This is a genomic window from Campylobacter sp. BCW_6877, from assembly GCF_001762445.1.
Taxonomy (GTDB): Bacteria; Campylobacterota; Campylobacteria; order Campylobacterales; family Campylobacteraceae; genus Campylobacter_D; species Campylobacter_D jejuni.
On sequence record NZ_MJWW01000041.1, the window covers coordinates 43,835 to 70,672 of the forward strand.

Here is a 26,838-nt window from a genome sequence, read left to right on the forward strand (position 1 = left end):
TTTTATCCTTTTTGATTATCCCAACAAAGAACAGTTTGCCCTTCTTCATTTTTTTCAACATCGCCCATACCCATGATGTTATATCCTGCATCGACATAATGTATTTCACCTGTAACACCATTTGCCAAATCACTAAGTAAATACATAGCCGAATTTCCTACATCTTCTATACTAACATTGCGTTTTAAAGGAGAATTGATTTCATTGTATTTTAAAATCATTCTAAAATCCCCTATTCCACTTGCTGCTAAAGTTTTAATAGGACCTGCTGAAATAGCATTAACACGAATTCCTTTTACCCCTAAATCTCTTGCTAGATAACGCACAGAACTTTCAAGTGCAGCTTTTGCTACACCCATAACATTATAATGAGGTACATATTTAACCCCACCAAGATAACTTAAAGTCAAAATCGAACCCTTATCTTTTAAAATAGGTAAAACCGCACGTGTTAAAGAAAGTAAAGAATACACAGAAGTTTGCATAGCTATATCAAAAGCTTCTTTTGAAGTTTCTAAAAAAGAATTTTCTAAAGCTTCTTTTGGAGCAAAAGCAACCGCATGTACTACAAAATCAATCTCACCTAAATCTTTTTTGATTTTTTCAGCGATAGAATCTAAATGCTCATTATTGTTTACATCAAGCTCATAAACAAAATTAGAATTAAACTCTTGTGCTATAGGTTCTACGCGTTTTTTTAAAGCATCATTTAAAAAAGTAAAAGCAAGCTGGGCTCCTTGATCAAAACATGCTTTTGCTATGCCATAAGCGATAGATTTATTATTTGCAACCCCTACAATAAGGCCTTTTTTACCCTTCATAATCATCTTTTATCCTTTGATTAATTTTATAAAATTTTCTACTTTTAAAGCTGCAGAGCCTATCAAAACTCCGCTACAATGATTTACACTTAAAATTTCTTTGATACTATTTTCATTCACACTTCCACCATAAAGCAAAGGTACCTTGGTTAAACTCGCTAAAAATTCAAGCACTTTAGCGATATCTGTACTTTGTGCACTGACTCCCGTTCCTATAGAATAAATAGGTTCATAAGCAATAATGAGTTTTTCATAATTTAAATCAATAATTTCAAGTTGTTTTTTTAAAAACTCTAAAGTCTTGCCTGAATTTTTTGTATCTAAATTTTCACCTATACAAAAAACAATTTTATAACCATGCTCTTTAGCAAAATCAAATTTAGCCTTAATAAATTCTTCATCTCCTAAAGCTCTTCTTTCGGAATGCCCGATTAAAACACATTTGATCCCAAATTCGTCCAAATGCTCTTTTCCAAGCTCACCTGTAAAAGCACCATTAACACAAGGATAAAAATTTTGGGCTCCTTGTATGAAGTTATTTTCATTTTCTAAAAATGCTACACTAGGTGGGAAAACGATAATATCATCACATTTTGCTCCCATGGTTTTATTTAAAATTTCAGCATAAATTTTAAAGCTTGCTCTTGTGTGATTGCATTTTAAATTTGCAGCAAAGATCATTCATTTTCCTTAGATCTTAAAGCTTTTACGCCTGGAAGTTCTTTACCTTCTATAAGTTCAAGAGAAGCACCACCTCCAGTGGAAATAAAAGTCATTTCATCTGCATCACCTGCACGCGCAACCACATCAGCCGTATCGCCGCCTCCAACAACAGAAGTTGCATGTCCTTCGCTGATATAATGACTCATTTTAATGCTACCTTTTGAAAATTTATCAATTTCAAAAACACCCATAGGTCCATTCCACCAAATCGTTTGCGCATCAGAAATCACCTCCTTAAAAAGTCTCACACTCGCAGGTCCTATATCTAAACCCATCCAACCATTTGGAATTTCTTGCGCTGGAACAAATTTCATCGGCGCATCTTGTGAGCACGCAGGAGCGGCTACAACGTCTACTGGAAGATAAATTTTCACTCCTAAATTTTTGCCCTTGGTAAGAATTTTATTAGCTTCTTCTAAAAGTTCTTCTTCTAAAAGCGAATTTCCTATATCATAACCTAAAGCTTTTAAAAAAGTAAATGCCATACCTCCGCCTATGATTAATTTATCTACCTTTGGTAATAAATTTGTCAATGCTTGAAGTTTTCCACTTACCTTTGAACCTCCAACAACAGCAACAAAAGGACGTGCTGGATGTTTGATAAGATTGCTTGCAAAATCAATTTCTTTTTGGAGTAAAAATCCTGCACCTTTGTGTTTTTCATCAAAGAATTTAGTAATAGCCTCCACACTAGAATGTGCTCTATGACATACTCCAAAAGCATCATTGACATAAACTTGAGCCATAGAGGCAAGTTCTTTGGCTAAATTTTCATCATTTTTAGTTTCGCCTTTTTCAAAACGCAAATTTTCAAGAAGTAAAATTTCACCCGCTTTTAAATTCATAGCTTTGGTTTTTGCATCTTCGCCGATAACATCTTTTGCCATAATAATTTCTTTATCTAAAAGTCTAGCAAGACGCTTAGCCACAGGTTCTAAAGAATATTTAGAGCTAATTTCTTTTGGACGCCCTAAATGAGAGGCTAAAATCACACTACAACCATTATCCAAACAGTATCTTATCGTAGGAATAGCTGATCTTATGCGTCTATCATCAGTGATGTTTAAAAAATCATCTTGAGGAACATTAAAATCACATCTTATAAAAACTTTTTTCTTAGCTAAATCAATATCTTTTATAGAAATAATATCACTCATGATTAAGCCCTATTTGCAATATATACTGCCATATCTACTAGACGACTTGAATAGCCCCATTCATTATCATACCAAGCAATTACCTTGATGAAATCATCCATAATCGCTTGAGTTAAATCACTTGCCACAATTGCTCCATAAGAACAAGTGATAAAATCACTTGAAACTCTTTCATCATCATCTACCATTAAAATGCCTTTTAAATTTGTAGTTGCAGCTTTTCTAAAAGCTTCATTGATTTCATCTTTGCTGACTTTGCGGCTTAGTTGCGCAGTTAAATCCACGCTTGATACATCAATCACTGGCACACGCATACTTTGTCCGTGAAGTTTGCCATTAAGTTCAGGCATAACAAGTTTCATAGCTTTTGCTGCACCTGTAGAAGTTGGAATGATATTTTGTGCTGCAGCACGAGAACGGCGTTTATCTTTAGCTTTAGCATCAATAATACTTTGTCCATTTGTATAAGCATGTATTGTTGTCATAAGTCCTTTTTCGATGCCAAAATTATCTTGTAAAACACGACAAACAGGACCTAAACAATTTGTTGTACAACTTGCATTAGAAATAATGCTTTCACCCTTGTAAAGTTCTGAATTTACTCCTAAAACATAAGTAGGTGTATCATCTTTTGCAGGAGCACTCATGATCACTTTTTGCACTCCCATATCTATAAATTCTTGACATTTTGCGATGGTTAAATGCGCCCCTGTGCATTCTAAAACAATTTGTGCCCCGTATTTTGCAAAGTCAAGATCTTTTACATTGCGACTTTTAAATACTTTGATTTTTTTACCATTTACCACTAAATCATCGCCTTCACTATCAACACTGCCTTTAAATTCACCATGTACTGTATCGTATTTAAAAAGGTATTTTGTAAGTTCAATATCCGTAGTATCATTTATCGCCACAAGCTCAATATCATTTCTTTCTAAGATGATTCTTGCAACACATCTGCCTATGCGTCCAAAACCATTTATAGCAACTTTTACAGCCATTTAATTTCCTTTTGCAAAATATAATGTTAATATTCTACAAAAAAAAGGTTAAAATTTTAATGAAGATAGCACTTTTTGGTGGCAGTTTTGATCCGCCGCATAATGGTCATAATAGCGTTGTTTTAGAGGCTTTGGAAAAATTAGATATTGATAAGCTTATTATTATGCCTACTTATATCAATCCTTTTAAACAAAGTTTTAGTGCTGATGAAAAGCAAAGATTCTTATGGGTTAAAAAACTTTGGGGGCATTTGCCAAAAGTTGAAATTTGTGATTTTGAAACCAAGCAAAAACGCCCTGTTCCTAGTATAGAAAGCGTTAAGTATCTTTATAAGCTTTATAATCCTAGTAAATTTTATCTTTTAATCGGTGCTGATCATTTAGAAAAACTTCATCTTTGGCATGATTTTGAAAAACTTAATTCTTTAGTAGAATTTGTTATTGCCAATCGCAATGATATAGAAATTCCTAAGAATTTCAAAGATTTAAAAACCGATAAAAAAATCGCTTCTTCTTTCATACGCAATACTTTAAATACAAATGAAGTTTGTGAAGAAATTAAAGATGAAGTAAAAAAATATTATGAAAAATTACAAAAAAATTGATACAATTTCAAAAATTAAAGGAAAAGAATGCAAGAAAGAATAGATTTAATCGTTAAAATTTTAGATGAAAAAAAAGCTGAAGATATCAAAACCATTGACATGAGTGAGCAAGAATACTTTGTAAAATATGTCATTATCGCAGCTACTTTAGGAGAAAGACACGCTCTATCTTTGATCGATGAGCTTAAAACACAACTTAAAACCAAAGGTGAGGAATTTTTAAACATAGATAGTAGTGAAGAATGGAGCGTGATTGATCTTGGTGATATTTTAATCCATCTTTTAACACCAGAACACAGAGGAATTTATAATATAGAAGAATTATTAGAAAATCTTAAAAAAGGTAGGGTTTAAAAAGGCTAAATTTAATTAGCCTTTTAATTTTTAGAGATTATCAATATATTCTTTAATTTCTTTTTTGATTTTCTCTTTTTGTTCTTTTAAAGCTTCTTTTTTAGCTTTATACTCAGCCTTACTCATATAATCTTTTTGTTCTTTTAAAGCATCAAGTTCTTTTTCGATTTTTTCCACTTCTTGTTCTTTAAGTTTTTTAGCTTCTAACTTTTTATCATAAAACATAGGATCTTTAGCACAATCATTTTGTACTTGTTTTAAAGCAAGCTCCAAGCTTAAAGTTCTAGCTGTATCATTATGCGCTTTAGAAAAACTGATTTCTTTATTAATACGATCAATTTTTTTATCGCATTCACTTACACCAAAAGCAAAGGCACATAGCGTAAGTAGAATAAGTATTTTTTTCATTTTTAATTCCTTTTTAAAATAAATTTAAATCGCGAAATATTATCTCATCAATTCTTAAGCCTAGCTTTTATCTCATTAAACAAACTGAATACCATACTTTCAAGCTCTTTTGCTCTTTCTAAAGAAGTTGCTTCAAAACGTGTGATAAGATAAGAGCTGGTATTAGATGCACGAAGCAAAGCCCATCCATCGCCAAAATCTATCCTAGCTCCATCAATTTCACAAAGACTTTTAACACCTTTTAAAGCTCCTTTTTCGATCTCTTTTTGAAATTCTTCCACAAGTTTAAATTTTTCTTCTTCATTTACAGGAATTTTAATTTCAGGCGTAGTATAAAGTTTTGGTAAAGCTTTAATCATACTTTCTAAATCAAAACCCTTATAAACAAGTTCTAAGGCTCTTAAAAATGCGTAAATTCCATCATCATAACCAAAATATCTATGTTTAAAGAAAATATGTCCGCTCACTTCAGCAGCTAAATCAATATCTTTTTCTTTCATCATTTTTTTGATATTAGAATGTCCTGTTTTTCCCATAAAAATAGTTCCAAATTTAGCCACTTCATCAAAAAGATTTTTAGAACATTTTACCTCACCTAAAATGCGTGGATTAGGAATATTTTTAGCAAACAAATAACAAAGCTCATCCCCACAAAATACATGAGTTTTACTCAAAGCAACCATTCTATCAGCATCCCCATCAAAAGCAAAAGCTAAAGAATAATCTTGATTTTGATTTAAAAACTCTCTAATCGCACTTAAGTTTTCTTCTTCTGTAGGATCTGGAGCATGGTTTGGAAACTGTCCATCAGGCTTTGCAAACATTACATGAGCTTTTAAATTTAAAGCCTTAATTAAAGGCTTTATCACCACTCCAGCCGCACCATTTGTGCAATCAACACCAAATTTATAATTAAAATCCTTTAAAAAGCTAAATTGCTCGCACATAAATTTCACATAAAGGTTTAAAATATCATATTTTTCTACTTCTAAATTTTCTTCAATCTCATCATCTAAATGCTTATAAACTTCTTTTGAAAACTCTTTTAATTCCATGCCAAAAAAACTTTCTTTATTGATAGTGATTTTAAAACCATTATAATCTTTTGGGTTATGAGAGCCTGTTATCATAACATTTGCATCAAATTTCAAGCCCTCATAAAGACTAAAATATCCCAATGGAGTTGGTACAAGCCCTATATCATAGATTTTTATTCCCGCTTTGTTAAGTCCACTCACTAGATAATTAAAAAGTTCATTTGCACTATATCTTGCATCATAGCCTACACTTACATTTTTACAGCCTTTATTTAGCATTGTTTGTCCCAAGCAAAAACCTATAGCCTTAACACTTTTTTCATTCAGTTCTTTGCCATAAAGTCCTCTTATATCATATTCTCTAAAAATCACATCTAACATTATTTTCCTTCAAATTCATCTCTTCTTTAACCTAAATTTATCGTTTTTCTAAAGCAAATTTGGATAGAAAAGAAATTTTTGCTACAATTTTACATTAATTTCACTAAATGAAGGAAAATTTATGGATGAAGAATTAGAAAACGAAGAAACGAAAAAGAAAAAAGGCGGTTCACTTGTAATTATTATTGTTATTTTACTTTTTGTTTTACTTCTTAGTATTATGGGAGTAATTGCTTGGCTTATTTCAAGCAGTTCAAGTGATGAAAGTGAAGTCAAAGAAGCTCCAAAAGAAGAGGCAAAAACTGATAAACCTAAAGTTTCAGCTCCTACTCAGCGAGGTAGTGATTTTGCTAATATAGGTCCTATGTATCCACTTGATCCTTTTACCCTAAATTTACTTAGTGATAGTGGTTCAAGATATGTAAAATGCACTATAGAACTAGAACAAAATAGCGAACTTTTAAAACCTGAACTTGACAAAAAAGTTCCAGTGATCCGTGATATTATTATTCGTACATTAACAGCTAAAACTTTTGAAGAAGTAAGTACGCAAAAAGGCAAAGAACGTTTAAAAGATGAGCTAGTTGGAAAAATCAATGAAATTTTAACCGATGGCTTTATTAAAAATGTTTATTTTACGGATTTTGTAGTTTCTTAAATGCGTGTAGGCTGTGATATCATCGCCATTTCTAGGATAGAAAAAATTCATTCTAGACATGGCAAAAATTTTTTGGATAAATTTCTAAGCCCAAAAGAACAAATACTCATTAAAAATCCAGCAACTCTGGCAGGTCTTTGGGCTGCTAAAGAAGCCGCTAGCAAGGCTTTAGGTGTTGGAATTTGTGAATTATGCAGTTTTTTTGATATTGAAATATCAAAAGATGAAAAAAACGCGCCTAAATTAAAATATTCTCAAAAAATTACAAAAGATTTTAATATCACCCAAACTTCTCTAAGTATTTCTCATGATAATGGCTTTGCTATTGCCATAGTGGCTATAGTTTAATTATTTTCCTATAGTTTGCTTGTCTAAATTTCTTGAAAGTATGAAATCCACCACAGGTTGTTCTCTTTTGTTTGCTCTTTTACAATGATCTTTTTGAAAAAAATCTGTGATTTTTATAACAATCCTTGCCCATTTTTTGCGATTTCTTTCACGCCACGCATGAGAAGAAACGCTCTCCCAAGCATAGCCATTAAATAAGCTTGCATTTACAAAATGATCTAAGGCTCTAACACCCTGTCTTGCTCGTGCAGTATTAAAAAAAGTTCCTATAATCACAATAAAAAGATATCCTAAAACTGCTAAAGGTACTATCGCACAAAGCAGAATAGTCCCTGCTAATTTTTCTTTTAAGCTTCCTTTTAAGGTGCGTTTTACACGACGACGAAAATTGGCGCGAATTTTAGTTCTAACTCTTTTCATAGCTTTCTTTTGCTAAATTTTATCCTCATACCATTAGCCGAACGCACTGTTAAACGCCCTACTACATCAGGTACAAAACCTTCTTCAAGTTCTAATTTGTAAGTTTTTAAAATATTAGCCAAAATCAAAATCGCTTCTTGCATAGCAAAACCTTGTCCTATACAAATTCTTTCCCCTACCCCAAAAGGCAAATAAGCATCTTTTTTGTATTCTCCCTCAAAACGAGAAGGATTAAATCCATGTGGATTTGTCCAAAATTCTTCATGTCTGTGTATCAGCCAAGGAGCAATCACCACCCCAGAACCTTTTTTAATAAGCTTATCTCTAACTTGGGTATCTTTTTTTGCCTCTCTTGCAAAAAATCCAACAGGAGGATAAAGCCTTAAAGATTCTTTAAAAATATTTGTTAAGTATTTAAACTGTCTTAGATGCGAAATTTCAATGGCTCCACCCTGTAAAACCTGAGTAATCTCCTCATAAGCTTTTTCTTGCTCCTTAGGATAAAGACTAAGCAAATAAAGCGTCCATGTCAAAGAACTTGCTGTGGTTTCATGTCCTGCTAAAAAAAGCATAGCCACTTGATCTAAAATTTCCTCAAAAGAAAAATGCTTATTCGTATCCGCATCCACTACTAAAAGCAAAGATCCTAAAATATCTTCAAATTCTGCATTATCCGCCATATCATATCTTGGCTTTATGATGTCACTTAAAACCTGTCTGATCACATCTCCAGCCTTAGCACGCTTACGATCTCCTAAAACATAAGAAAGCCATTTTGGAAAACGAAACATACGACGCATAGCTGTATGCACACTTTGCTCTTGAAAAGTCACAAAGGCATTTAAGATTTTTTTACCTTTTTCCTCATCGAGTTTTGAAGACATAATGGTGCGAAAAATCACATCAGCGGTAATAAAAGTCATAGCTTCATCTACTTCGATAATAGCATGATTTGGATACTTGTCAAAACGATCCATCATATCAGCTACGGCTTCACTCATAAGATTAAACACTTTATTGATACGAGTCATTTCAAAACTTGGACGCAAAAGCTCTCTTTGTTTTTTCCAAACTCCACCATTTGTAGTAAAAATACTCTCCCCTAAAAGCGGACTTAAAAGCTCATGCAAAAATGCACTTTTAGGAAATTCTCTAACCTCATCAACCATCATTCTTTTAACTTCTTTAGTGTCATTTATAACATAAAGATCAAAATTTGGCATCTTCACATAGCCTGTTTGCATTTTATAACTACGTTCATAAAGCCCATCAAGCCAAGATCTACGTTTTAACAAAAAAGTTAAAAGTGTAGAAGCTTTATTTTTATAAGGTTTTGGAAAAAAGGGGCATTCACTCATATTTTTACCTTTTCTTCTAAAAATTTAGGCATTATGATGAAAGAAAAAAAATCATAATCACCTTTAACGCTAATGCTATAAAGATATAAAAAGTGTGCTTTGTTTTTATCTCTTTTTATTTTTTTATACTCATGTTTTTCATATAAAGTGTGAAATTTAGCACTTAAAAATGGGGGTGTAAATTTAGCATTTACACCACTCGTGCGGAAAAAATCCACCTGAGGAAAACATGCTCCATCAATAATCGATGTGTAATCATACCATTTTAAATCAAACCTTGAAACAAATTCAAGCTTCTTTCTAAATTCATCTGCTTTTTTTTGATAACTTACTAAAGGTATGCATTCTCCTAAAGTAAGAATTTTTAATTTACGAAGTAAAGATAAATCTAAATTTTGTCTTAAAATACACTCCAAAACTTCTATACAAACTATAGTTCCAACACTATGCGCTACTAAAATAAGCTCATAATCTTGTTTGCTTTCGTTTTGTTTTAGCTTATCCACTATAACATTTGCAAAAAGCTTGATTCTTTCTTGCATAGTGCCTATTTTCTTATCTTGCCAGGTAGCACAAAAAGCACAAATTCTTGCTATCCAAAATACAGCTAATTTCTTACCTAATTTAAATAAAAAATGATTTAGCAAAAATCCTAAAAAACATCCTATGATGATAGCTAAAGAAAAATGCATATAATTTTGCAAAAAAGCAAAACTTCCAAAAGCTAAAACCAAAGAAAATAGCAAAGAAAATAACACATAAAAAAAAGGATAATAACCTGTGATAAGTTGATAAATCGACTCTTTACCAAATTTGATAAAAAGTCCTGTGATAGTATAAATTCTAAAAAAACTATAACAATCTGCTAGGGCATCTTTATAATTTTCTGACCAATTTTTTTTAACAATATCATTCCATGCTAAAAAATGATATTTAGTTTGCACTCCCTCACAAGAAATTTTAAAAAAAGGAAATTGCTCATTTTTTTCAATTTTACTTAAATCAGCTTTAATGTTAAAAGTATGAGAATAATCTTTTAGGTTTTTTTTAAATAAATCATAATAAAATCTATAACTTTTAGGATCATATCCTGCTATATAAAATACTTCCCTATCCATACAATATTTCTTTTTTTACTTTTAATTATAACAACTTTGCTTTAAAAGCTCTCTTAATCAAAGCTTTTAGTCTTATTTGTCTAAAAAGAAATTTTTATAAAAATTGCCGTTGAATTGATTAGTTTGTAAAAGATATTTCTTAAAATTACACACCAAAATAGGATTGGGTTTATAAGCATGAGCTTCACGCCAAAAAAATTGAAGTTTTTTTGGATAAGATAAGCCTTCAAAATCATAAAAAGCATTGCCACAAACCTTAGTCGGACAGCCTTCTAAAATAGCGCTAAGGCCTACTGTTGAATTTATAGTAATACAACCTAAAGCCTTTCTTAAGAGAACTGGCAAGTGGGTATCATGAACATATAAAACCCTTCCTTCTACATGATATTTTTGAGTTAAATCATTTATGAGTTTAGAATAATTCTTATAACCCCTATCCATGGGATGGTGTTTAAAAACTAGATAAGATTTAGCTCTTGCATGGTTTGCAAAAGAAAGTATGGTTTCCTCTATAAAGTGCTCTATGCTTTTTTTGTAATGATATTTAATTTGCGTATCACTATAAACTTGTAAAATTGCCAAAAAGTACTTTTTTTCTAAATTATAAATCTTTTCATTTAGTTTTTTTTCTGTAATCTTATAAAGGTATTTTCTATATAAAGATCTAAACCAAAATAAAAATTCAAAAGGATATAAAGTGCGATGATGAAGTTTGTTGTTAAAAAATGGAGCTAAAATAAAAGCAAACAACCAATACAAAAAAGCATCAAAAGCCATAAATTTAAATCCACCTGGAATTTCTTTTATGCTTTCTTTGGTAAAAATATTTTGAGAAAGATAAAAATTTTTATCACGCGGTAAAGAAGAATTTGCATTCACCCCATCTTTTTCCAAAGTAATACAATAAGGCCTTAAATATCCTTCTTCAAAAATCCATATTTCAATTCCTAATTCTTTAGCCACTTTAATAGCCTTAGCATGGATAATACGACAATCATTATACATTAAAATAGCATCGATTTTTTTGCTTTGAAAAAAATCTCTATAGAAATTTTCAAGATCTTTTTCATCGCACTTACACCTCGTTCCACTAGGATAGAAAAAAAAATCTCCACCGTTAAAATTGAGTTTAAAAACTTTGGTTTGTTTTTTTTCCATTCTTATTGCAAGATGATGAAAAAAATTTCCCACAGGCCCTTGCAAGAGTAAAACATTTTTACCGCTAAATTCTTTTTTAATTTTGGTGCTAAATCTCATTTCTTTGCTAAAAATTCATAAAATCTTCTTATTTTTCTAAGCATAAAAGTTTTAAAATCTATTGCCAATTTTATATGTTTTTTTGAAAAATAAGCTTTTTGTAAATTTAGCATTATATCTAAACAAACTTCAATTTCACATAAAGTTTTTGTTTTAGGATTTATATATCTTGGATATATGATCAAAGCACCTGCCACAAGCTCTTCTAGACTTAGTTTTCTTGTTCTTCTTTTGCATTTATGTTTATCTTTTGTTAAACCCCAGCCTGCATAAAAAGGCATGCCATAAGTAAAAACTTTTTTAGCTCTTAAAAGAGCATCAAAACCACTTGTAGAAGTAATAGTGTGAATTTCATCAGCAATTTTTATAGCACTATCGATACTGCAATCTTTTACAATCTCATCACAAAATTCCAAAATGAGTGTTTCATCTTTTAAACCCACACGGTTGCCACTTAACACATCAGGATGAGGCTTAAAGATGATATAAGCATCTTGATTTTTAGAACGCACCTCCTTAAGCAAATCAAGAGTAGATAAACCAAAACCCCCTAAAATCATCGAAGCATCGTCTTCAACTTGAGCAGGGATTAAAATAATCTTTTGTCCTATTTTGGCATTGATCTTTAAATTTTCATGCTTTAAGCCATTATATTTTGAAAAGCGGTTCTCAAGTAAGATTTTTATAATATTTTTTGCCCTATTTAGCATATTTTCATCAAAAATTTCATTTTGTAAATGCTCTTCTAATTTGCTTGCTTTATTTGGATCTATGTAAAGTCCTTTATCATCAATGATTAAAGAAAAAGGACGCGTAAGATCAGAACCTAAAGAAATTGAGCGAATAAACCCATCTTCCGTTAAAGAAATTTTAGGAGTAAAATTTGACAAATCCTCATCTTGTGCTTTTTTTACAAGAGTGCTTTTAAGAGTATTATAATCTATCCTTTTACCCCAAATGAAAAATTTATCATTTTCTTTAAGTTTATATCCAGCTAAAGATTTTAAAGAATTTAAAAAAATAATTTCATTATCTTTAGCGTTAAAAAAAGGCTTGATAAAATGCCTTTTCCATAAGGTAAAGCCTAGCATAAAAAGCCTGTTAGAATTTACCTTTTCTATATCTTTATATTTTGCTAAAGTTTGAATAGTATCAAAAATATTACTTTTTTGATTTAAATAAGGATTAAAATACTCGCTATAAAGTATATAAGCAGCATAGAAAACTTCTTCTAAACTTCTTTTTTGCATCCTTCTTTTACACTCTAATTTATCTTTTGTTAGACCCCAACCTGCATAAAAAGGCATACCATAACAAACACACTCACATCCTTGCATCAAAGCTTCAAAACCCATACCAGAAGTTTTGGTATAAACCTTATCAAAAAACTCAAGCAAGGCTATGGGATTAAAATTTTCAGTGATTAAAATACATTCTTTAGGTAAGAAATTTATATCTAAATCACTTTGTTTCTTACCGCTTAAAACATCAGGATGGATTTTTATATAAATTTTAGATTTAGGATTTTCTTTTATGGCATCTTTTATCATATCGACAGTTTTAAAATCTTTAGCAAGCCCAAATTCAAGCGAGGCATCATTTGCCGTTTGAGTGATGATTAAAACGCGTTTTTCATCTTTTTGAAAATAATCATCTGGGATATCAAGATTGTTATTATACTTGCTAATTTTATATTTTTTGATAAGCTCTATAGCTTTTTTAGCTTGCTTGATTTCTTCATCTTTAAATTCATAAGTATTTAAAAGATTTTCAAGCTTTGAAGGCATTGTTGCATCATAATAAATGCCTATATCATCTTTAACCATAGAAAAACTTGGGCTATTTTCAACCCCTAAGTTTAATGAGCGGATAAATCCATCTTCTAAAAGTATGAATTTAGCCTTATGTTTTTTTGCCAAATTCATAGCTTTTAAACCTGATTTTTTGCGTCCCCAGCCGAAGAAAAGATCATCTTCTTTGATTTTTAAATTTTCCTTATACAAAGAAATGGTATAAAAATTTCTAACATTAGCGATAAGTTTTTTTGATGTTGAGTATTTTTCATAACTCATTTTTCAAAAATCGCACCTTTATTTCTTTTTTTAATTTTGGAATATCTTGAATTATCAATTTAATATATCCTCCCTTATACCAATATTTATGAGCTTGGATTACAGCTTCACCAAGTTTATATGTAAAGCATTCTTTTTCTTTTAGTGCATCTTGATAATCTAAATAATCTTCCAGCAAAGGTTTAGGTGATATTAATTTCAACTTTATTTTTTGCTTATATATATTTTGCTCTCTGACATGCTTTTCTTTTATATAAGATAAAACAAAAGGCATTTTTATATAACCAAATATACTTTTAGAATTAATTATTATGGATTGACCTAATTTATAAGCTAAATGATTTTGAATTCTAGTTTTAGCTGAATCATATTGTGTTAAATTTTGAGACACTAATTCAATTATTTTTACACCTACATCTTGCGATATTTTTTTAACTTTTAATTTTTTTATAACCAATTCTTGTTCTAAAATCGATATCTCTAATTGTTGTTTTTTTACAGGAAGCAAATTTAGCTCCCTTTGTAAAATATTTTTCTCTTGCATTATTGATTGCTTCTCATTGACTAACGCATCTTTATCTTTATTTAGTATATCAATTTTACTTTGCAAAGCAAGTTCTTTTTCTGCAAAATATTTAATAATATACTCACTAATACATATATTTTTATCAAAAAATTTACTTTCCAAATCCTGTTTTATTTCATATTCTTTAGCAATAAATTCAACAGAAGGAACGGGCAGACGACTAATTTTTTTAAATATTTTTATTTTTTTGCTTTTACTTAAATCTTCTAGAAGTTCAACCAAGAGATTATATATATGCTGCCAAGGAATGTGATAATTGCGAACATCCCAACCATATTCAAATGTGCCTATAGATTTTGAATATTTAACATCAACAACTTTAGTTTTTTCATCTAAATATTGCATATATGAAATATTGCGTAGATAATTATCATTTCCATACATAACAGTTGGCTTTCGACAAAATAAAACTGGCAATAAACAACCAGCTCCACATTCAGCAATAGCAATATCTACTTGAGAGCAAATACAAATAGCTTCTTTCACTGCATATCCATTTAAATCAACTATATCTACACCTTTTAATTTATTAGAAATCTCTTGAATTATCTGTTTTGCATTTTCAGTAATATAGTTGGTACATTTTTCATTCTCATAACTCTTCATGCCATCAAAATATACCTTAATTTTTTTAAATGTCTTTTGTAGTTCTTGTATTATTTTTATAGTTCCATCTACCTGCTCCACCCAAGTTTTTATTGATTTTCTATAAGTTAATCCAAACCATATTGTCAAATCATAATCATTAGCTTGTTGTGAAAATTTATTTAAATTAACTAAAGAATCTTTATAAACATTATCAGCCATTCTTTTAACTATTGTCTCTCTTTGAATCTCCGGTAAAGGATACTCTTTGCATAATCCACCAATATACAAAAAAACTAATTTTTCATTTGTTACTTTAACATGATTTGGTATAAAATAATAAGGTATATTTTGCATAGGTTTTTTAAAATTTAAATCATAAATAAATATCAAACAATCATGCACATAATGCCATAACGAAACATTAGAACTTAAACAAAAACCAAAATCTATGTTTTTATATTCTAACTGACTATGCGATATGTTTGACATGAAAGAAAAATCAACTTCCCACCAAGTTGGATAAATTGTATATATAACATCATCACAAATAAAATAATTAAAAATTGAACTTGCTTGAATACCACACCAAATATATTTATTGGTTTCATCTATAAAAAAAACATAATTACACAATTTATGTTGTACTGAAAAAATAGCTCTAGTGGTAATATGATTGTAAATTGGATGTTGTATTTCAAAATAATTATACATTTGTTTTTCGTTCCAAAAATCAACTATTTTCTGCATTTCATAATTGACAATTACAGATTTTAAAGTAGACATTTCACAATCATATTTCTTATAATCATAATCCAAATGAGCGCAACCGCCTTTATTTAACTTTTCTATAAATTTTTCTATAAACTCTAATGACATTCTACAACCTCAACATTATTATTTAATTTTAAAATTTCTTTTTTTATCTCTTGATTATAAATTCCAGCATTTAAAACCACCAAAGCATTAAAATCTTCTTTTAAAATTTCAGGAGAATCAACATATAAATTTGTTCCATATAATCTTTTTTTATGTTTATTAGGATTATTATCTAATATCATTTTAATTCTATCAACTGCCAAACCTCTATAAATTAAATATTGACTAAAAATATGAGCTCCAAAAAGATAAATATTTTTAGTTTTATCATTTTTTAAAATTAAATTTAATTCTTGAATTTTGCAATTATAATATTCTTGCATTTGAAAAAATAATTTCTTATTCTCTTCATATTCATTTTTTAAAACAACTTTACTTAAAGAAATATTATCATCCTTTTCAACACAATAAAAAATACTATGATCATAAAAATACTGTTTTGCTTTAATTTTAAATCGATGCCTAGACAATAAAAAATCTATAGCAGATTCAGTTAATAAAATAGTATGTTCAAAACCTAGATAATTTACCCACTTATTCTCTAAATATCTTTTTAAATTAGGAATTGAAAATATCATTCTCCCCCCCCCCTGCATAGAAGAAGAAATGCTTTCTAAAAAATCATTTGGCTCATAAATATGCTCTAAAGTATGCGAATGTATGACCGTATCATAGTTATGACTCATCAAATGCTCTTTTTTAAAAAAAGATTCTATGTAATTTATATTAGATATTTTTTCACTTGGATTAGGCTCTACAATAGTCCAAGATAATTGTTTTTTATCAAAACAATGTTTAGCAAGTTTCCCATGTGCACCTCCTATTTCCAAAACATTTTCTGGATCAAAAGTTAACACAAATTTAGCAAACTCTTTATGATGATTTTGCCAAATTTGCCCAACAGCACCAGAGCCATGCTCTTCTTTGTATAAAATTTCCAATGGAATCAATTGTCTTAATTGAATTATACCTTCTTTTGAAATAACAATTTCTTCTTTAGCAATTAAATCATTGCTTATATCATCTAAAGTACAACTGCAAAAAATAGGATAAGAAATTTCTGATAATTTTTCTAATTTTGCATCCCCAGAAACAGCACAACAATTTCGAATTTTACACTCTAACATTTTAATTTCCTTCTTATTTTATAGCCAATAACTATTTTCCAAATATTCACTTGGAGTTCCAAAAGAAAAATAATTATCAAGCAAAACGTAACAAATTTTATATTTACCAAGCATAAGATTAAAAACATTGTCTATAAAAAATTCATCATTAACTTTTACTTCTTTTTCAAACATTTCATTGATATGTGAAATCAAAGTTTGATTATTTTTAAAATAAAAGCTTCCTATCATAATTAAATGACTATTTTTAGCTCTATGCTTCACACATATTTCCTTTATAAGTCCTTTTTCATCACCATTTACCCAAGTAAAATAATCTGGATTGTCATAATTAAATTTAGAAGCTTTAGCAACAAAAATAATCGCATCAGATTTATCCTTCAACTTTTTAAAATCCGAAGTTATATGCTTAGCAAGCAAATCACAAGGCAATATTAAAACTTCACCTTTTAAATCTACGCAAGATTCTTTATAAGAATACGCTGCACCTATTTTATTCGGCTTAACATATCTAACTTCATTTTTTATATTTTGCCAATATTTTTCATGATCTTGTGCTCCAACACAAATAATATTTGTATGAACATTCTCCAATTTTTCAATAATATTACTTATAATAGTTGATTGGCCAAGCGGTAAAAATGGTTTAGGTTGAGAAAAATTTAAATTTAAAAATCTTTCACCACGACCAGCTGATAAAATTACAGTATTGTCTATATCAATTTGTTCGTTTATTAAGTTTGTACTTATTCTCAATTTTTCTTTAGCATATTCAAAATCCTTCGGAGTACCAAATTGATAAAACTTCTCTACAAAAGGATAGCAAAGTACCTTTTGAAGATAATTATTTGTTATTGATAAATAATATTCACCATTTAGCATGTCAACAGCGGTAATCTGTTTTTCTATAGCTTCAAAAACTATTTTTAAAGATTTAAAATAATAAATTCCGCTAGAGTGAAATTCATTAAATTTATCTTTAGAGCAATATTTTTCTATAACTTTATATACGGTATTGCTTTTATCATATACTTTACATACCGCATAAACATTCTCAACTGGTTCTAGATGTGGATGATAACCCGTATAACAAGGAATAATACCTTGTGCTTCATTATTCTTTTTAACAAAATCTAAAAAATGTTCATAGTTCCATTTTTGACCAAAATCACAATAGCTAACAATTATAGGCTCATCTAAAATTTCATCTAAAAAATCTCTTACGCCAATTAAAGTTCCAGCTGGACCAAGCTTTAATCCATCATAGACTATGACATTAGCATTTAACTTTCTGCTTGTTATAAAATTAATAAATTTATCCTGCTCTTCTTTTCTAGCAATAAAATAAAATTTATCTTTTATTTTATCAAAGCAATTTACCACAAAATCTAAAATACAATCATTTTCATTTACTTTTATAAACGGTTTTAACTCTTCATAACCAGCTTCCTTAAAACGCTTACCTATTCCAGTAGCTGGTATAATAATATTCATTATTTCTCCTTATCTTGCATACACCCATATCGGTATTTTTCTTCTGGCATATTAATTAAATTTTTAATTTGCATTGCGCTAATTTCAGATAAATTTAATTGTTTTTTTCTAGCAATATTTTCCATTACTTCTCTAAATAACCACAACTCAAAACTTTCAACATCTATAGCATCATCAGGTGTAAAAATATTATTATTTTTTTCAAAAAATTCATTTTTTAATGTTTGATGAAGCATAAATAAATCTTCTAGTATTTCTGAAAATATAATAACTCCATGATTTCTTAACATTACCATTCCTTTTTGCTCATAATGATACTTTTTAGATAATTCTTTACATAATTGTTCTCCAGGTAAAATAAAGTCTATGCATTTATAAGTAAATTTAAAATTTTTATCACAAAGATATGGTAAAATATAGACTGGATGATAATGAACTACATATTTATTTTGAATTATTCTATGCATTCCAATCTCCATTGAAGGCTTTGTTATATTTCCTATTTTATTACTGAAATAAGTTCCAATATTATTCTCATTTTCTAATATGCAAATTTTGTGTTCTTGTTTTAAATCTTGACCAGAGGCTTTTATAATCATATATTTATCATTTTTTATTGAAATATTACCTCCTTTAGAAGGAGTATCTAAAATATTTCCAAAAACCTTACATATATTATAATACTCTTTAATTAAACAATACAATTCTTTATTTATTTCCATTTCACTTTACCCAACGATTATTTATAATTTTTGACATTATATCTTTAATAGTATCAATTAAATTATGATATTCACCTTTATAAATATTTTGCAAGTTAGCACTTTTTAAAATACCTGAAAGTTCTATTTTAAATTTCTTATTTCTTATCGTAATTAAAAAATTTGCATTATATTTTTGTTTATATAAATAATACAGATAATCTTCTTCTCGCTTTTGGATAGAATTAATAATTTTATCTAATTTATATCCACGTTCTTTTATATCTCTTTGTATTTTTTGATTGTCAGACTCATCTGAATCTATAAAAATTTTAATTTTTACAAAATCACCAATAACCTCTTGATATAAAGTATGCAAGCCTTCAATAATTACAATATCCAAATCCTTTGTTTTTATCAGATCTGATGTCAAAAAATTACCAGAAACATGATCATACAGCGGAATACATAAATCATGAATATCTTGATATATACATTTAATATCTAATGCCAATTGAATAAGATTGTTCCCCTCTGGATTATAATGTGTTATTCTCTCCCATATAGTAGAATACCTATCAAATTTATGGTAACCATCAGCACCAATTACCATACAATCACAAACCGATTTAATAGCATTGCTAAGTGTAGATTTTCCAGATCCACTTTTACCAGATATAGAAATTAATAATTTTGAACAATTATAAGGATAATACTTTATATCATAAATACCTAGATCATCAGCTATAGAATCTCCTATCATTACAACCTTATCTTTTGAGTCAATTTTAGCTAATTCAAAAGCTCTATCTATTAATTTTTTATGTGGCTTTTCCACTTCAAATTCTTCTGAGCAAATTAAAAAATCAAGCATTAAAGATAAATTTGCATAATTAAGTTTGTTAATTTGTTCAATAAAATAAAAATTAGTAATGGCTAAAATCTTTCTATTAATACTTTTAGCATAAACTAAAAAATCAAACATTGTCTTATCAACTTTAATATTATAGAGAAATTCTTTTATGTATAACTCAAACATATTTTTAGCTTGAATAAAGTGTATATTTTTCTCTTCACACATTAATTTGAAGTATAATTCTTTTTTATGATGATTTACAGATAAATCTCGAGCTTTAATTTGCATTCTTGCATATTCATAATCTTCCATCGAAAAATTATATTTTTTTAAAACATTTTGCAAAGCTTTGTTATGTGCATAAGTATAGTTAAATAAAGTATTGTCAATATCCACCATAATAAGTTGATATTTATCAGCTAAATACTGAAAATTAAACATAAGAACCCCAAAGCTCCGGATTTTTTGTACATACTGAAAAACCATTTGGCAAAACTTGACAAATTTGTTGTATTAAGACTGTATAAGATAAATTATAAAGTTCCGGTGATACTATAATGGGCTCTATTTTTTTATCGATACTTTTATACAAATTGTTAATAAACTTGGCATATTCTTTTATATCAAAATCAGCAAATTGAGAATAATCAACCCATAAATACCTTGGCTTAGATAATTCAATAAGCTTGCAATTTAGTGTTTCTACATCGGAAACACGAATAATAAATTTTCCCTTTATTTTTTTTGAAATTCTTAAAATATCAGGAATCTGAGAATCTAAAAAATAATACTCATACCCCCCCCCATCATTATTACCATAATTGTTAAAAATATCAATAACAAGCTCTTCTAAATTTGATTCTTTAATATTGCAAATTATGGGTATATTTTCAAAGAATTCTAATTTTTCAGTAAATAACGGATATTTTATATTAGATTCGAGCAAATCATGATTTAAAACCAAACCTTGTTCATTACGCCTTAAATCAATCTCTACACCAAAATTTTCTATTTTCTTAGAAATATTATTTTGACGATGTAAGAAAACCATCTATATTAATCCTCTATACATAAAATTATAATAATCCTCAGGTACACCAATATCTATAAAATAATCATCTAAAATATGAGCTTTAGCTTTTAGTTTTTCATAATTTTCTTGTAAAAACTCTTCAAAAGAAAATTTTTTCTCTAAATCAAATTTATTAAAAATATCTTTAGTTAAAAGATAAATTCCACCATTGATTAAACCCTGATTTTTGAATATTTTTTCCTCAAAAGAAATCACAAAACCTTGCCCATCAACATTTACCGTGCCATATCTATCAAAATTATTCATTTGTTTTAGAGCAAGACAAATTTTACTTCCATTTAGTTTTAATTTACTTAAATCTATATCAAAAAAAGTATCACCGTTTAAAACATAAGCTTTATTTTTTATAAATTTCAAAGCCTCTTTTATAGCTCCACCTGTTCCTAAAGGCTCTTTTTCGATGCTGTATTTTATTTTTATGCCTAAAAACTCATCTTTAAAATATTCTTGTATCACTTCATATTTGTATGATACTGCTAAAATTACTTCTTTTATACCTTGCTTTTTAAGATGCTCAAGAATAAATTCTAAAAAAGGCTTATCATTTATCGGTGCCATAGGTTTTGGAACATCTTTTACAACGCTTTTAAGTCTTGTTCCTAAGCCACCACAAAGTATTATTGCTTGCAAGAAAAACCTTTACCGAAAAGCTCTTCTTCGACAATAGCACAAATAATATGCCCTATTAAAATATGTGCTTCTTGAATTCTTGGAGTACAAGTTGAAGGCACTTTTATACAGTAATCACAAAGCTCATTCATGGCCCCACCACTAGCTCCGCTTAAGCCTATGCTTATGATTTCTTTTTGTTTGCAAAGCTCTAGAGCTTTTAGGATATTTTTACTATTTCCGCTTGTAGAAATTCCTATAAAAACATCTCCTTTAACACCTTGAGCTTGCACTTGTCTAGCAAATAAATTTTCATAACCATAATCGTTGCCAATAGCTGTTAATACGCTAGTATCTGTAGTAAGTGCAATGCTTGCAATCCCTGGTCTATCAAAATAAAACCTACTTACAAATTCCCCTGCGATATGCTGTGCATCTGCCGCACTACCGCCGTTTCCCGCAAGCAAGGTTTTGTTGCCATTTTTATAAGCTTTTAATATAATTGTGGATGTCTTTGCGATAAGTTTTAACATGTAACTATTCTTTAAAATTCTATTTTTCACATCAATAGAATCAAGAAAGTGCTGTTTTATAAATAGTTCCATTGCTTCAAAACTACTCTTTCTGGAAAATTATATAAATTTTACAAGTTCTATACTATTTGCCATTTTTATAACATCCCCTCTAAATTTATTATTTTCAACAAATCTTATGATTTCATTTTGAAAAACAAAAGTTTCATGAATATTCATACACATGACAATGCAATCTAAATCTTTTAATGTTTTTTTACTAGGAAATTCTATTGGTATTTTAGAATTTATTAAATATTTTCCGACTTTATCCCGATCAATCTCAAATGCCTTTTTTATTTTTTTACTATTATCTATATCTAAATAATTTAATAAAGCATTTGATTGCGAAGCTCCGCCATACAACCCTATGCATTCATATTTACTTAACAATTTATTGATATATTCTATGTTATTATTTAAATTTTTTTTTGTATTTTCATCATACATTGTAAAATATTCTTTGCAATTCTTTTGTTTATTGTTTTTTTTAAATAATAGTCCAATATATTTATCTTCAAAAAAATTTACACTATCTATCAACTCACACCCATAATATTGCATAATTTTAATAATTGTTCCTTTTTGAAAATAGCCGCAATGATCATGGTATATATCAGTAAATCTAGAAAATCTAAAAATATTTTCGGCATTAGGAACTTCTATATAAATATACCCATTTTTTTCAATAATGTCAACAACAGATTTTAAAAAAACATTTGGATTTTCAACATGCTCTAAAACATGTCTAAAAATTATAAATTGTATCTTATCTTTTATTTTTGCTTTAATAGCGTCATTAAAAAACTCGCAAATATGCACTACATTCTCTGCTTTGCAATATTTTAACGATGATGCAGATGGATCAACGCTGTAATATTTTTTTACCTCTTTTGATAATAAAAATAACAAATCACCATATCCAGGTGCTATCTCTAAAAATATATCTTCTTTATTGCCATACTTCATAAGAAAATCTCTGATAGACAAAATATGCTTGCTAAGCCTATTTGTAAAATTTTTTTGTTGATAATACAAATTATTTTGAGAATATACTTTTTCAATATTATCAAATGAAAAAGCTTGATTAAAAATAAAACCGCATTCACCACATTGTAATAATTGAATACTTGAATCCTCTTTAAAAAGTTTAGACATTTCAAATGTACACAAAACTGCTACAGAAGCAAATACATTATCTCTCTTAAAGATTGTATATTTTTGCTTAGAACAACAACATAAAGGACATTCTATATTCTCCATGATTTAACCCCCTCTTTAGTAAATGAAAAATCTTGTACATAACCTTGTTCTTTTCTTAAAGCTTTGATTAAATTATATTTTTTAGTAGGATCTACGAAGAAAAACATAAATCCACCAGCTCCTGCTCCACTGGTTTTGCCACTATAGGCTCCGTTATCTATAGCAAGTTTATAAATTCTTTCAAGCTCATCATTGCTAACGATTTCTGAGATGATTTTTTTTGACTGCCAAGACTTGCCTAAAATTTGCGCCAAAGTATCAAAATCAGCCTTAAATAAAGCTTCTTTCATCTTTATAGCATCTTGCTTTATGGCATGCATGGCTTCTAAAGACTTTTCATCTCCAAGCTTTCCTTTTTTATGCTCTTCTATATCTTTTGCTTCTCTTGTGATATTTGTAAAATAAAGCACAGTTCTAGCTTCAAGCTCACTAGCTATCCAGTTTTTAATACGCAAAGGATTAACAATTACTCTTTTATTATCATAAAATTCCATAAAATTAAATCCCCCAAAAGTTGCAGCGTATTGATCTTGTGCTCCGCCTACTATGCCTAAATCTTCTCTTTCTATCTCATAAGCAAGCTTAGCGATTTCATATTCCCCTAAAGGAAGATTAAGCCACTCTGTAAAAGCTTTTATAATACCTACAACTAAAGTTGAACTTCCACCTAATCCACTACCACTTGGTACGTCCGAATAAGTGTGCAAAGAAAAACTCAAAGGTTTTTTTGTAAAATCTTTTACAATGCGATTATAAATACTTTTAAAAATATCTAATTTTCCATCATTTTCTAAGAATTCTTTACTTTCATACTCAGAGTAAGAATTTGTATCAGAAGAATCAAAAATGATTTTTCCATCTTCTCTTTCGATCAAGGTGCAATGTATATATAAAGATATAGTTGCATTTAAAACATAACCTATGTATTTATCACAATATAAATTAATATCAGTTCCTCCGCCAGCTAAACCTAGTCGAAGAGGAGCTTGTGTGCGTATAATTTTTCTTTTCATGAGTGCTATCTTACCTTAAAAATATTAATATATTTTTATTACCTATCTCCATGATGATACTTCTTCCAATCCTTATAGGTTTTAGACACCTTCAATATAAAAGTAAAAGGATGTTTAACTAATAAATTGCCAATTCTATATGATAAATGATTTTTAAAAACTAAAGAGCTATTGTAGTCATAACAAAAATCAATAGGCTTCAATTTTAATTTAGGATTATTACGGATTGCATAATTATAAATAAATTTTTGCATTTTGTAATCTAATATAATTATTAAGATCAAAAAAGGAAGTTTAATTACAGATGAAATATTTTTTGTCTTTATAATAACCTCACCCAACCTATATGATAGAGAATTTTTCACCCTAAAAACAGCACTATCATCCTTATTATATGAACAAACATTTACCATATCGTTTAAACGATCTTGCTTAAAAATTTCATCCTTAAATAATTGAATATATAAAAATGATATATACGGATAATCCAAGCTTTTCAAATCATTTAAAACACTATACTTTAATTCATTTATTATTATACAATGCGAAATTCTATACAAAAATTTATCCCTTCTTAAATGCAAAATATATTCTATGTGTCTATCTGCTTCATCATACTCTTTAAGCATTAAATGACAATAAATTAAACTTATGTTATGAATTTCTTTATCAGGATCCAACTGAATAGCTTTTTTAACAAGCTCTTTTGCATATTTAAAATTTTTACTTATTCTCATTTCTCCAAAATACATATAACCTAAGGAATATGCTTGCTGCATTATATGAATATCTAATTTTCCAAAATGTTTAAAAAAAATTTGCTGTCTCTGCTTTTCATCAAATATATCAATCCAAGCTGTTGATTCTTTGCCATTACCAATCAAACTTGCAAGACGTGAAAATCCTGAATATCCTCCTATTATTTTATCAATTTTAGACATTAAAACCAAATCAAAAATTTCTTCTTTCCAGCTATTCCTATAATCATTTGGTATATAATCATTTGCTATAAAAATATTTAAATTTTTATAAAACAAGCATAGAGATTTTAATACCTTAATATCTTCGCCAAATAACAAAATATTATTAGCAGAATAAATCTCTATAAGCTCCATTAATATTTCAACAGGCAGGGCTTTATGCCATACATAAACATGACCGGTATGATTGTACAAATTTAAACTACTATTATAAATAGAATCTCCACTTCTTGCATGTATTGCAATAAAACCTTTATTTTTAGAAAAATTATTTATTTTTTCCCAAACAACTTCTACTTTGTCAAATATTTCATTCGCCTCTTTACTAAACTGTATTTCACTCCATAAAACCGGAAAATTTTTACAATAATCAGCTTTTATATTTTTTATATACACATTCAACATTAAATGATTTGTACAATACCCCCAATCATATTGAAACGGTTTTTTAAGATAATCTTCGATAAAGTCTTTAGCTATAAATATATTATCTATCCATTTATCACTCAAAAAGTCTGATTTGATTGGACTCTCATAAACATCACTGTAAGAATGTTGTTCTATAAATTCATCATCAAATAGTTCATTTTCTTCACATACATTTATTTCACATACATCACTATTAGATATTTTCAAATTAGTCCATGTAAAACCAAAGTGACCATTTAATTTCTTAGATAAATACATAGCATTTAATAAAGCTATCATTCTATCACCCCACCCACATGGCGACTGCATCATAAAAATAGGTTTTAGTTGTTCATAAAACTCGATATTTAAAAAGAAAACCCCATTATTAAATTTCAAAAAATTAGCATCTTCTTCTAAATAAATTTTAATTTCATTTTTATTATAACAAATATAATAACTTTTCAACCAATTTAAATAATCTTTTGAAATCTCAATATCAATATTCTTTATTTTATCACTATTTTTTAATACTATTTTAACCATTTTAAAAGGTACATTACCTTTCAAAGAATATATCAAACATCCTTTTTTATTCTCTTTAATACATTCTACTTTTATTTTATCATAGTTTTTATCTTTAAGAATCATTATTTATACTCCCCGCTAAAATATTCTATACCCACATTTCTAGCACTACTTAATCCTCCATTTTTTTTATGAAATAAAGTTATTCTTTCGTCTTTTAAAGTATACTCTTTGGCGATATTTAAGGAATTTTTATCTGTACTGCCATCATTTACTAAAATAATCTCTAGATTAAGATAAGTTTGATTTATGACACTTTCTATACATTCTCTTAAATAATTTTCTACATTATATATTGGAATAACTATACCAACAGTTTTATTTTGATTCATCTATAATGCTCTCTTTTTCTTATGAATTTTATAT

General features: G+C 28.5%; 25 protein-coding genes and 2 pseudogenes. 4 read left to right on the forward strand and 23 right to left on the reverse strand.

Annotation, left to right across the window (positions count from 1 at the left end; genetic code table 11):
* Nucleotides 1–2: 2 nt before the first annotated feature.
* The 4 genes from fabI to gap are packed head-to-tail and all read right to left on the reverse strand — an operon-like array spanning nt 3 to nt 3,702.
* Nucleotides 3–827, reverse strand: a complete 825-nt coding sequence (gene fabI / locus AJ936_RS05705; RefSeq protein WP_002887956.1) for an enoyl-ACP reductase FabI — start codon at nt 825–827, stop codon at nt 3–5.
* A gap of 3 nt (nt 828–830) precedes the next feature.
* The gene (locus AJ936_RS05710) at nt 831–1,502 is read right to left on the reverse strand and encodes a triose-phosphate isomerase (protein WP_044780152.1); all 672 of its coding nucleotides are present in this window, start codon (nt 1,500–1,502) and stop codon (nt 831–833) included.
* Nucleotides 1,499–2,701: a phosphoglycerate kinase gene (locus AJ936_RS05715; protein ID WP_002922780.1), complete on the reverse strand. Its 1,203-nt coding sequence runs from the start codon at nt 2,699–2,701 to the stop codon at nt 1,499–1,501. The genes AJ936_RS05710 and AJ936_RS05715 overlap by 4 nt, the downstream gene beginning before the upstream one ends.
* A gap of 2 nt (nt 2,702–2,703) precedes the next feature.
* Complete coding sequence (gene gap, locus AJ936_RS05720; protein ID WP_053872839.1) at nt 2,704–3,702, reverse strand: type I glyceraldehyde-3-phosphate dehydrogenase; 999 nt, start codon at nt 3,700–3,702, stop codon at nt 2,704–2,706.
* Nucleotides 3,703–3,761: 59 nt separating this feature from the next.
* Between gap and nadD the strand changes: the two genes are divergently transcribed.
* Nucleotides 3,762–4,307 (forward strand): nicotinate (nicotinamide) nucleotide adenylyltransferase, encoded by a 546-nt coding sequence (gene nadD / locus AJ936_RS05725; protein WP_002862071.1) that lies wholly within the window; start codon nt 3,762–3,764, stop codon nt 4,305–4,307.
* Between the two features lie 27 nt (nt 4,308–4,334).
* The gene (gene rsfS / locus AJ936_RS05730; protein WP_052804812.1) at nt 4,335–4,661 is read left to right on the forward strand and encodes a ribosome silencing factor; all 327 of its coding nucleotides are present in this window, start codon (nt 4,335–4,337) and stop codon (nt 4,659–4,661) included.
* A gap of 30 nt (nt 4,662–4,691) precedes the next feature.
* Here the strand turns inward: rsfS and AJ936_RS05735 are convergent, their stop codons facing one another.
* Together AJ936_RS05735 and pgmL are read right to left on the reverse strand one after the other, a co-directional pair.
* Complete coding sequence (locus AJ936_RS05735) at nt 4,692–5,069, reverse strand: DUF1090 family protein (RefSeq protein ID WP_070239527.1); 378 nt, start codon at nt 5,067–5,069, stop codon at nt 4,692–4,694.
* 47 nt (nt 5,070–5,116) lie between these two features.
* Nucleotides 5,117–6,506, reverse strand: a pseudogene (gene pgmL, locus AJ936_RS05740) (phosphoglucosamine mutase PgmL).
* 102 nt (nt 6,507–6,608) lie between these two features.
* Between pgmL and fliL the strand changes: the two are divergent.
* Nucleotides 6,609–7,145 (forward strand): flagellar basal body-associated protein FliL, encoded by a 537-nt coding sequence (gene fliL / locus AJ936_RS05745; RefSeq protein ID WP_002868488.1) that lies wholly within the window; start codon nt 6,609–6,611, stop codon nt 7,143–7,145.
* Nucleotides 7,146–7,493, forward strand: coding sequence for a holo-ACP synthase (gene acpS, locus AJ936_RS05750; RefSeq protein ID WP_002825806.1), 348 nt, complete (start codon nt 7,146–7,148; stop codon nt 7,491–7,493). It begins immediately after the preceding gene.
* On the opposite strand, the gene AJ936_RS05755 is transcribed toward acpS, so the two are convergent.
* The 17 genes and pseudogenes from AJ936_RS05755 to AJ936_RS05835 form a co-directional block, all read right to left on the reverse strand.
* A complete protein-coding gene (locus AJ936_RS05755; RefSeq protein ID WP_002862076.1) occupies nt 7,494–7,913 on the reverse strand; it encodes a hypothetical protein in 420 nt (139 codons plus the stop codon).
* Nucleotides 7,910–9,271, reverse strand: a complete 1,362-nt coding sequence (locus AJ936_RS05760) for a cytochrome P450 (protein WP_070274180.1) — start codon at nt 9,269–9,271, stop codon at nt 7,910–7,912. Before AJ936_RS05760 ends, AJ936_RS05755 begins: the two co-directional genes overlap by 4 nt.
* Nucleotides 9,268–10,389 (reverse strand): DUF829 domain-containing protein, encoded by a 1,122-nt coding sequence (locus AJ936_RS05765; protein WP_070274181.1) that lies wholly within the window; start codon nt 10,387–10,389, stop codon nt 9,268–9,270. Before AJ936_RS05765 ends, AJ936_RS05760 begins: the two co-directional genes overlap by 4 nt.
* Nucleotides 10,390–10,461: 72 nt before the next feature.
* The gene (kpsS, locus tag AJ936_RS05770) at nt 10,462–11,646 is read right to left on the reverse strand and encodes a capsule polysaccharide modification protein KpsS (RefSeq protein WP_070274182.1); all 1,185 of its coding nucleotides are present in this window, start codon (nt 11,644–11,646) and stop codon (nt 10,462–10,464) included.
* The gene (locus AJ936_RS05775) at nt 11,643–13,718 is read right to left on the reverse strand and encodes a capsular polysaccharide biosynthesis protein (RefSeq protein WP_070274183.1); all 2,076 of its coding nucleotides are present in this window, start codon (nt 13,716–13,718) and stop codon (nt 11,643–11,645) included. The genes kpsS and AJ936_RS05775 overlap by 4 nt, the downstream gene beginning before the upstream one ends.
* On the reverse strand, nt 13,708–15,768 hold the full coding sequence (locus AJ936_RS05780) for a hypothetical protein (RefSeq protein WP_070274184.1): 2,061 nt from the start codon (nt 15,766–15,768) through the stop codon (nt 13,708–13,710). The genes AJ936_RS05775 and AJ936_RS05780 overlap by 11 nt, the downstream gene beginning before the upstream one ends.
* Entirely contained in the window at nt 15,759–16,895 is a 1,137-nt protein-coding gene (locus AJ936_RS05785) for a bifunctional 2-polyprenyl-6-hydroxyphenol methylase/3-demethylubiquinol 3-O-methyltransferase UbiG (RefSeq protein WP_070274185.1), read from the reverse strand. Before AJ936_RS05785 ends, AJ936_RS05780 begins: the two co-directional genes overlap by 10 nt.
* Before the next feature lie 18 nt (nt 16,896–16,913).
* Entirely contained in the window at nt 16,914–18,389 is a 1,476-nt protein-coding gene (locus AJ936_RS05790) for a sugar phosphate nucleotidyltransferase (RefSeq protein WP_070274186.1), read from the reverse strand.
* Complete coding sequence (locus tag AJ936_RS05795; protein WP_070274187.1) at nt 18,389–19,111, reverse strand: class II aldolase/adducin family protein; 723 nt, start codon at nt 19,109–19,111, stop codon at nt 18,389–18,391. The genes AJ936_RS05790 and AJ936_RS05795 overlap by 1 nt, the downstream gene beginning before the upstream one ends.
* 1 nt (nt 19,112) lies before the next feature.
* Nucleotides 19,113–20,387 (reverse strand): HAD hydrolase-like protein, encoded by a 1,275-nt coding sequence (locus AJ936_RS05800; RefSeq protein ID WP_070274188.1) that lies wholly within the window; start codon nt 20,385–20,387, stop codon nt 19,113–19,115.
* Nucleotides 20,380–20,997, reverse strand: a complete 618-nt coding sequence (locus AJ936_RS05805) for a hypothetical protein (RefSeq protein WP_070274189.1) — start codon at nt 20,995–20,997, stop codon at nt 20,380–20,382. Before AJ936_RS05805 ends, AJ936_RS05800 begins: the two co-directional genes overlap by 8 nt.
* The gene (locus AJ936_RS05810) at nt 20,998–21,669 is read right to left on the reverse strand and encodes a nucleotidyltransferase family protein (protein ID WP_070274190.1); all 672 of its coding nucleotides are present in this window, start codon (nt 21,667–21,669) and stop codon (nt 20,998–21,000) included. It lies immediately after the preceding gene.
* Nucleotides 21,657–22,253 carry an SIS domain-containing protein gene (locus tag AJ936_RS05815; protein WP_070274191.1) on the reverse strand — a complete coding sequence of 199 codons (597 nt, stop codon included), beginning with the start codon at nt 22,251–22,253 and terminating at the stop codon, nt 21,657–21,659. Before AJ936_RS05815 ends, AJ936_RS05810 begins: the two co-directional genes overlap by 13 nt.
* 27 nt (nt 22,254–22,280) lie before the next feature.
* Nucleotides 22,281–23,483: a class I SAM-dependent methyltransferase gene (locus AJ936_RS05820; RefSeq protein WP_070274192.1), complete on the reverse strand. Its 1,203-nt coding sequence runs from the start codon at nt 23,481–23,483 to the stop codon at nt 22,281–22,283.
* A complete protein-coding gene (hddA, locus tag AJ936_RS05825; protein ID WP_070274193.1) occupies nt 23,471–24,496 on the reverse strand; it encodes a D-glycero-D-manno-heptose 7-phosphate kinase in 1,026 nt (341 codons plus the stop codon). The genes AJ936_RS05820 and hddA overlap by 13 nt, the downstream gene beginning before the upstream one ends.
* Before the next feature lie 38 nt (nt 24,497–24,534).
* Nucleotides 24,535–26,535, reverse strand: a complete 2,001-nt coding sequence (locus AJ936_RS05830; RefSeq protein WP_070274194.1) for a hypothetical protein — start codon at nt 26,533–26,535, stop codon at nt 24,535–24,537.
* Nucleotides 26,536–26,537: 2 nt separating this feature from the next.
* A pseudogene (locus AJ936_RS05835) lies at nt 26,538–26,804 on the reverse strand (glycosyltransferase family 2 protein); the annotation flags it as partial.
* Between the last annotated feature and the right edge of the window lie 34 nt (nt 26,805–26,838).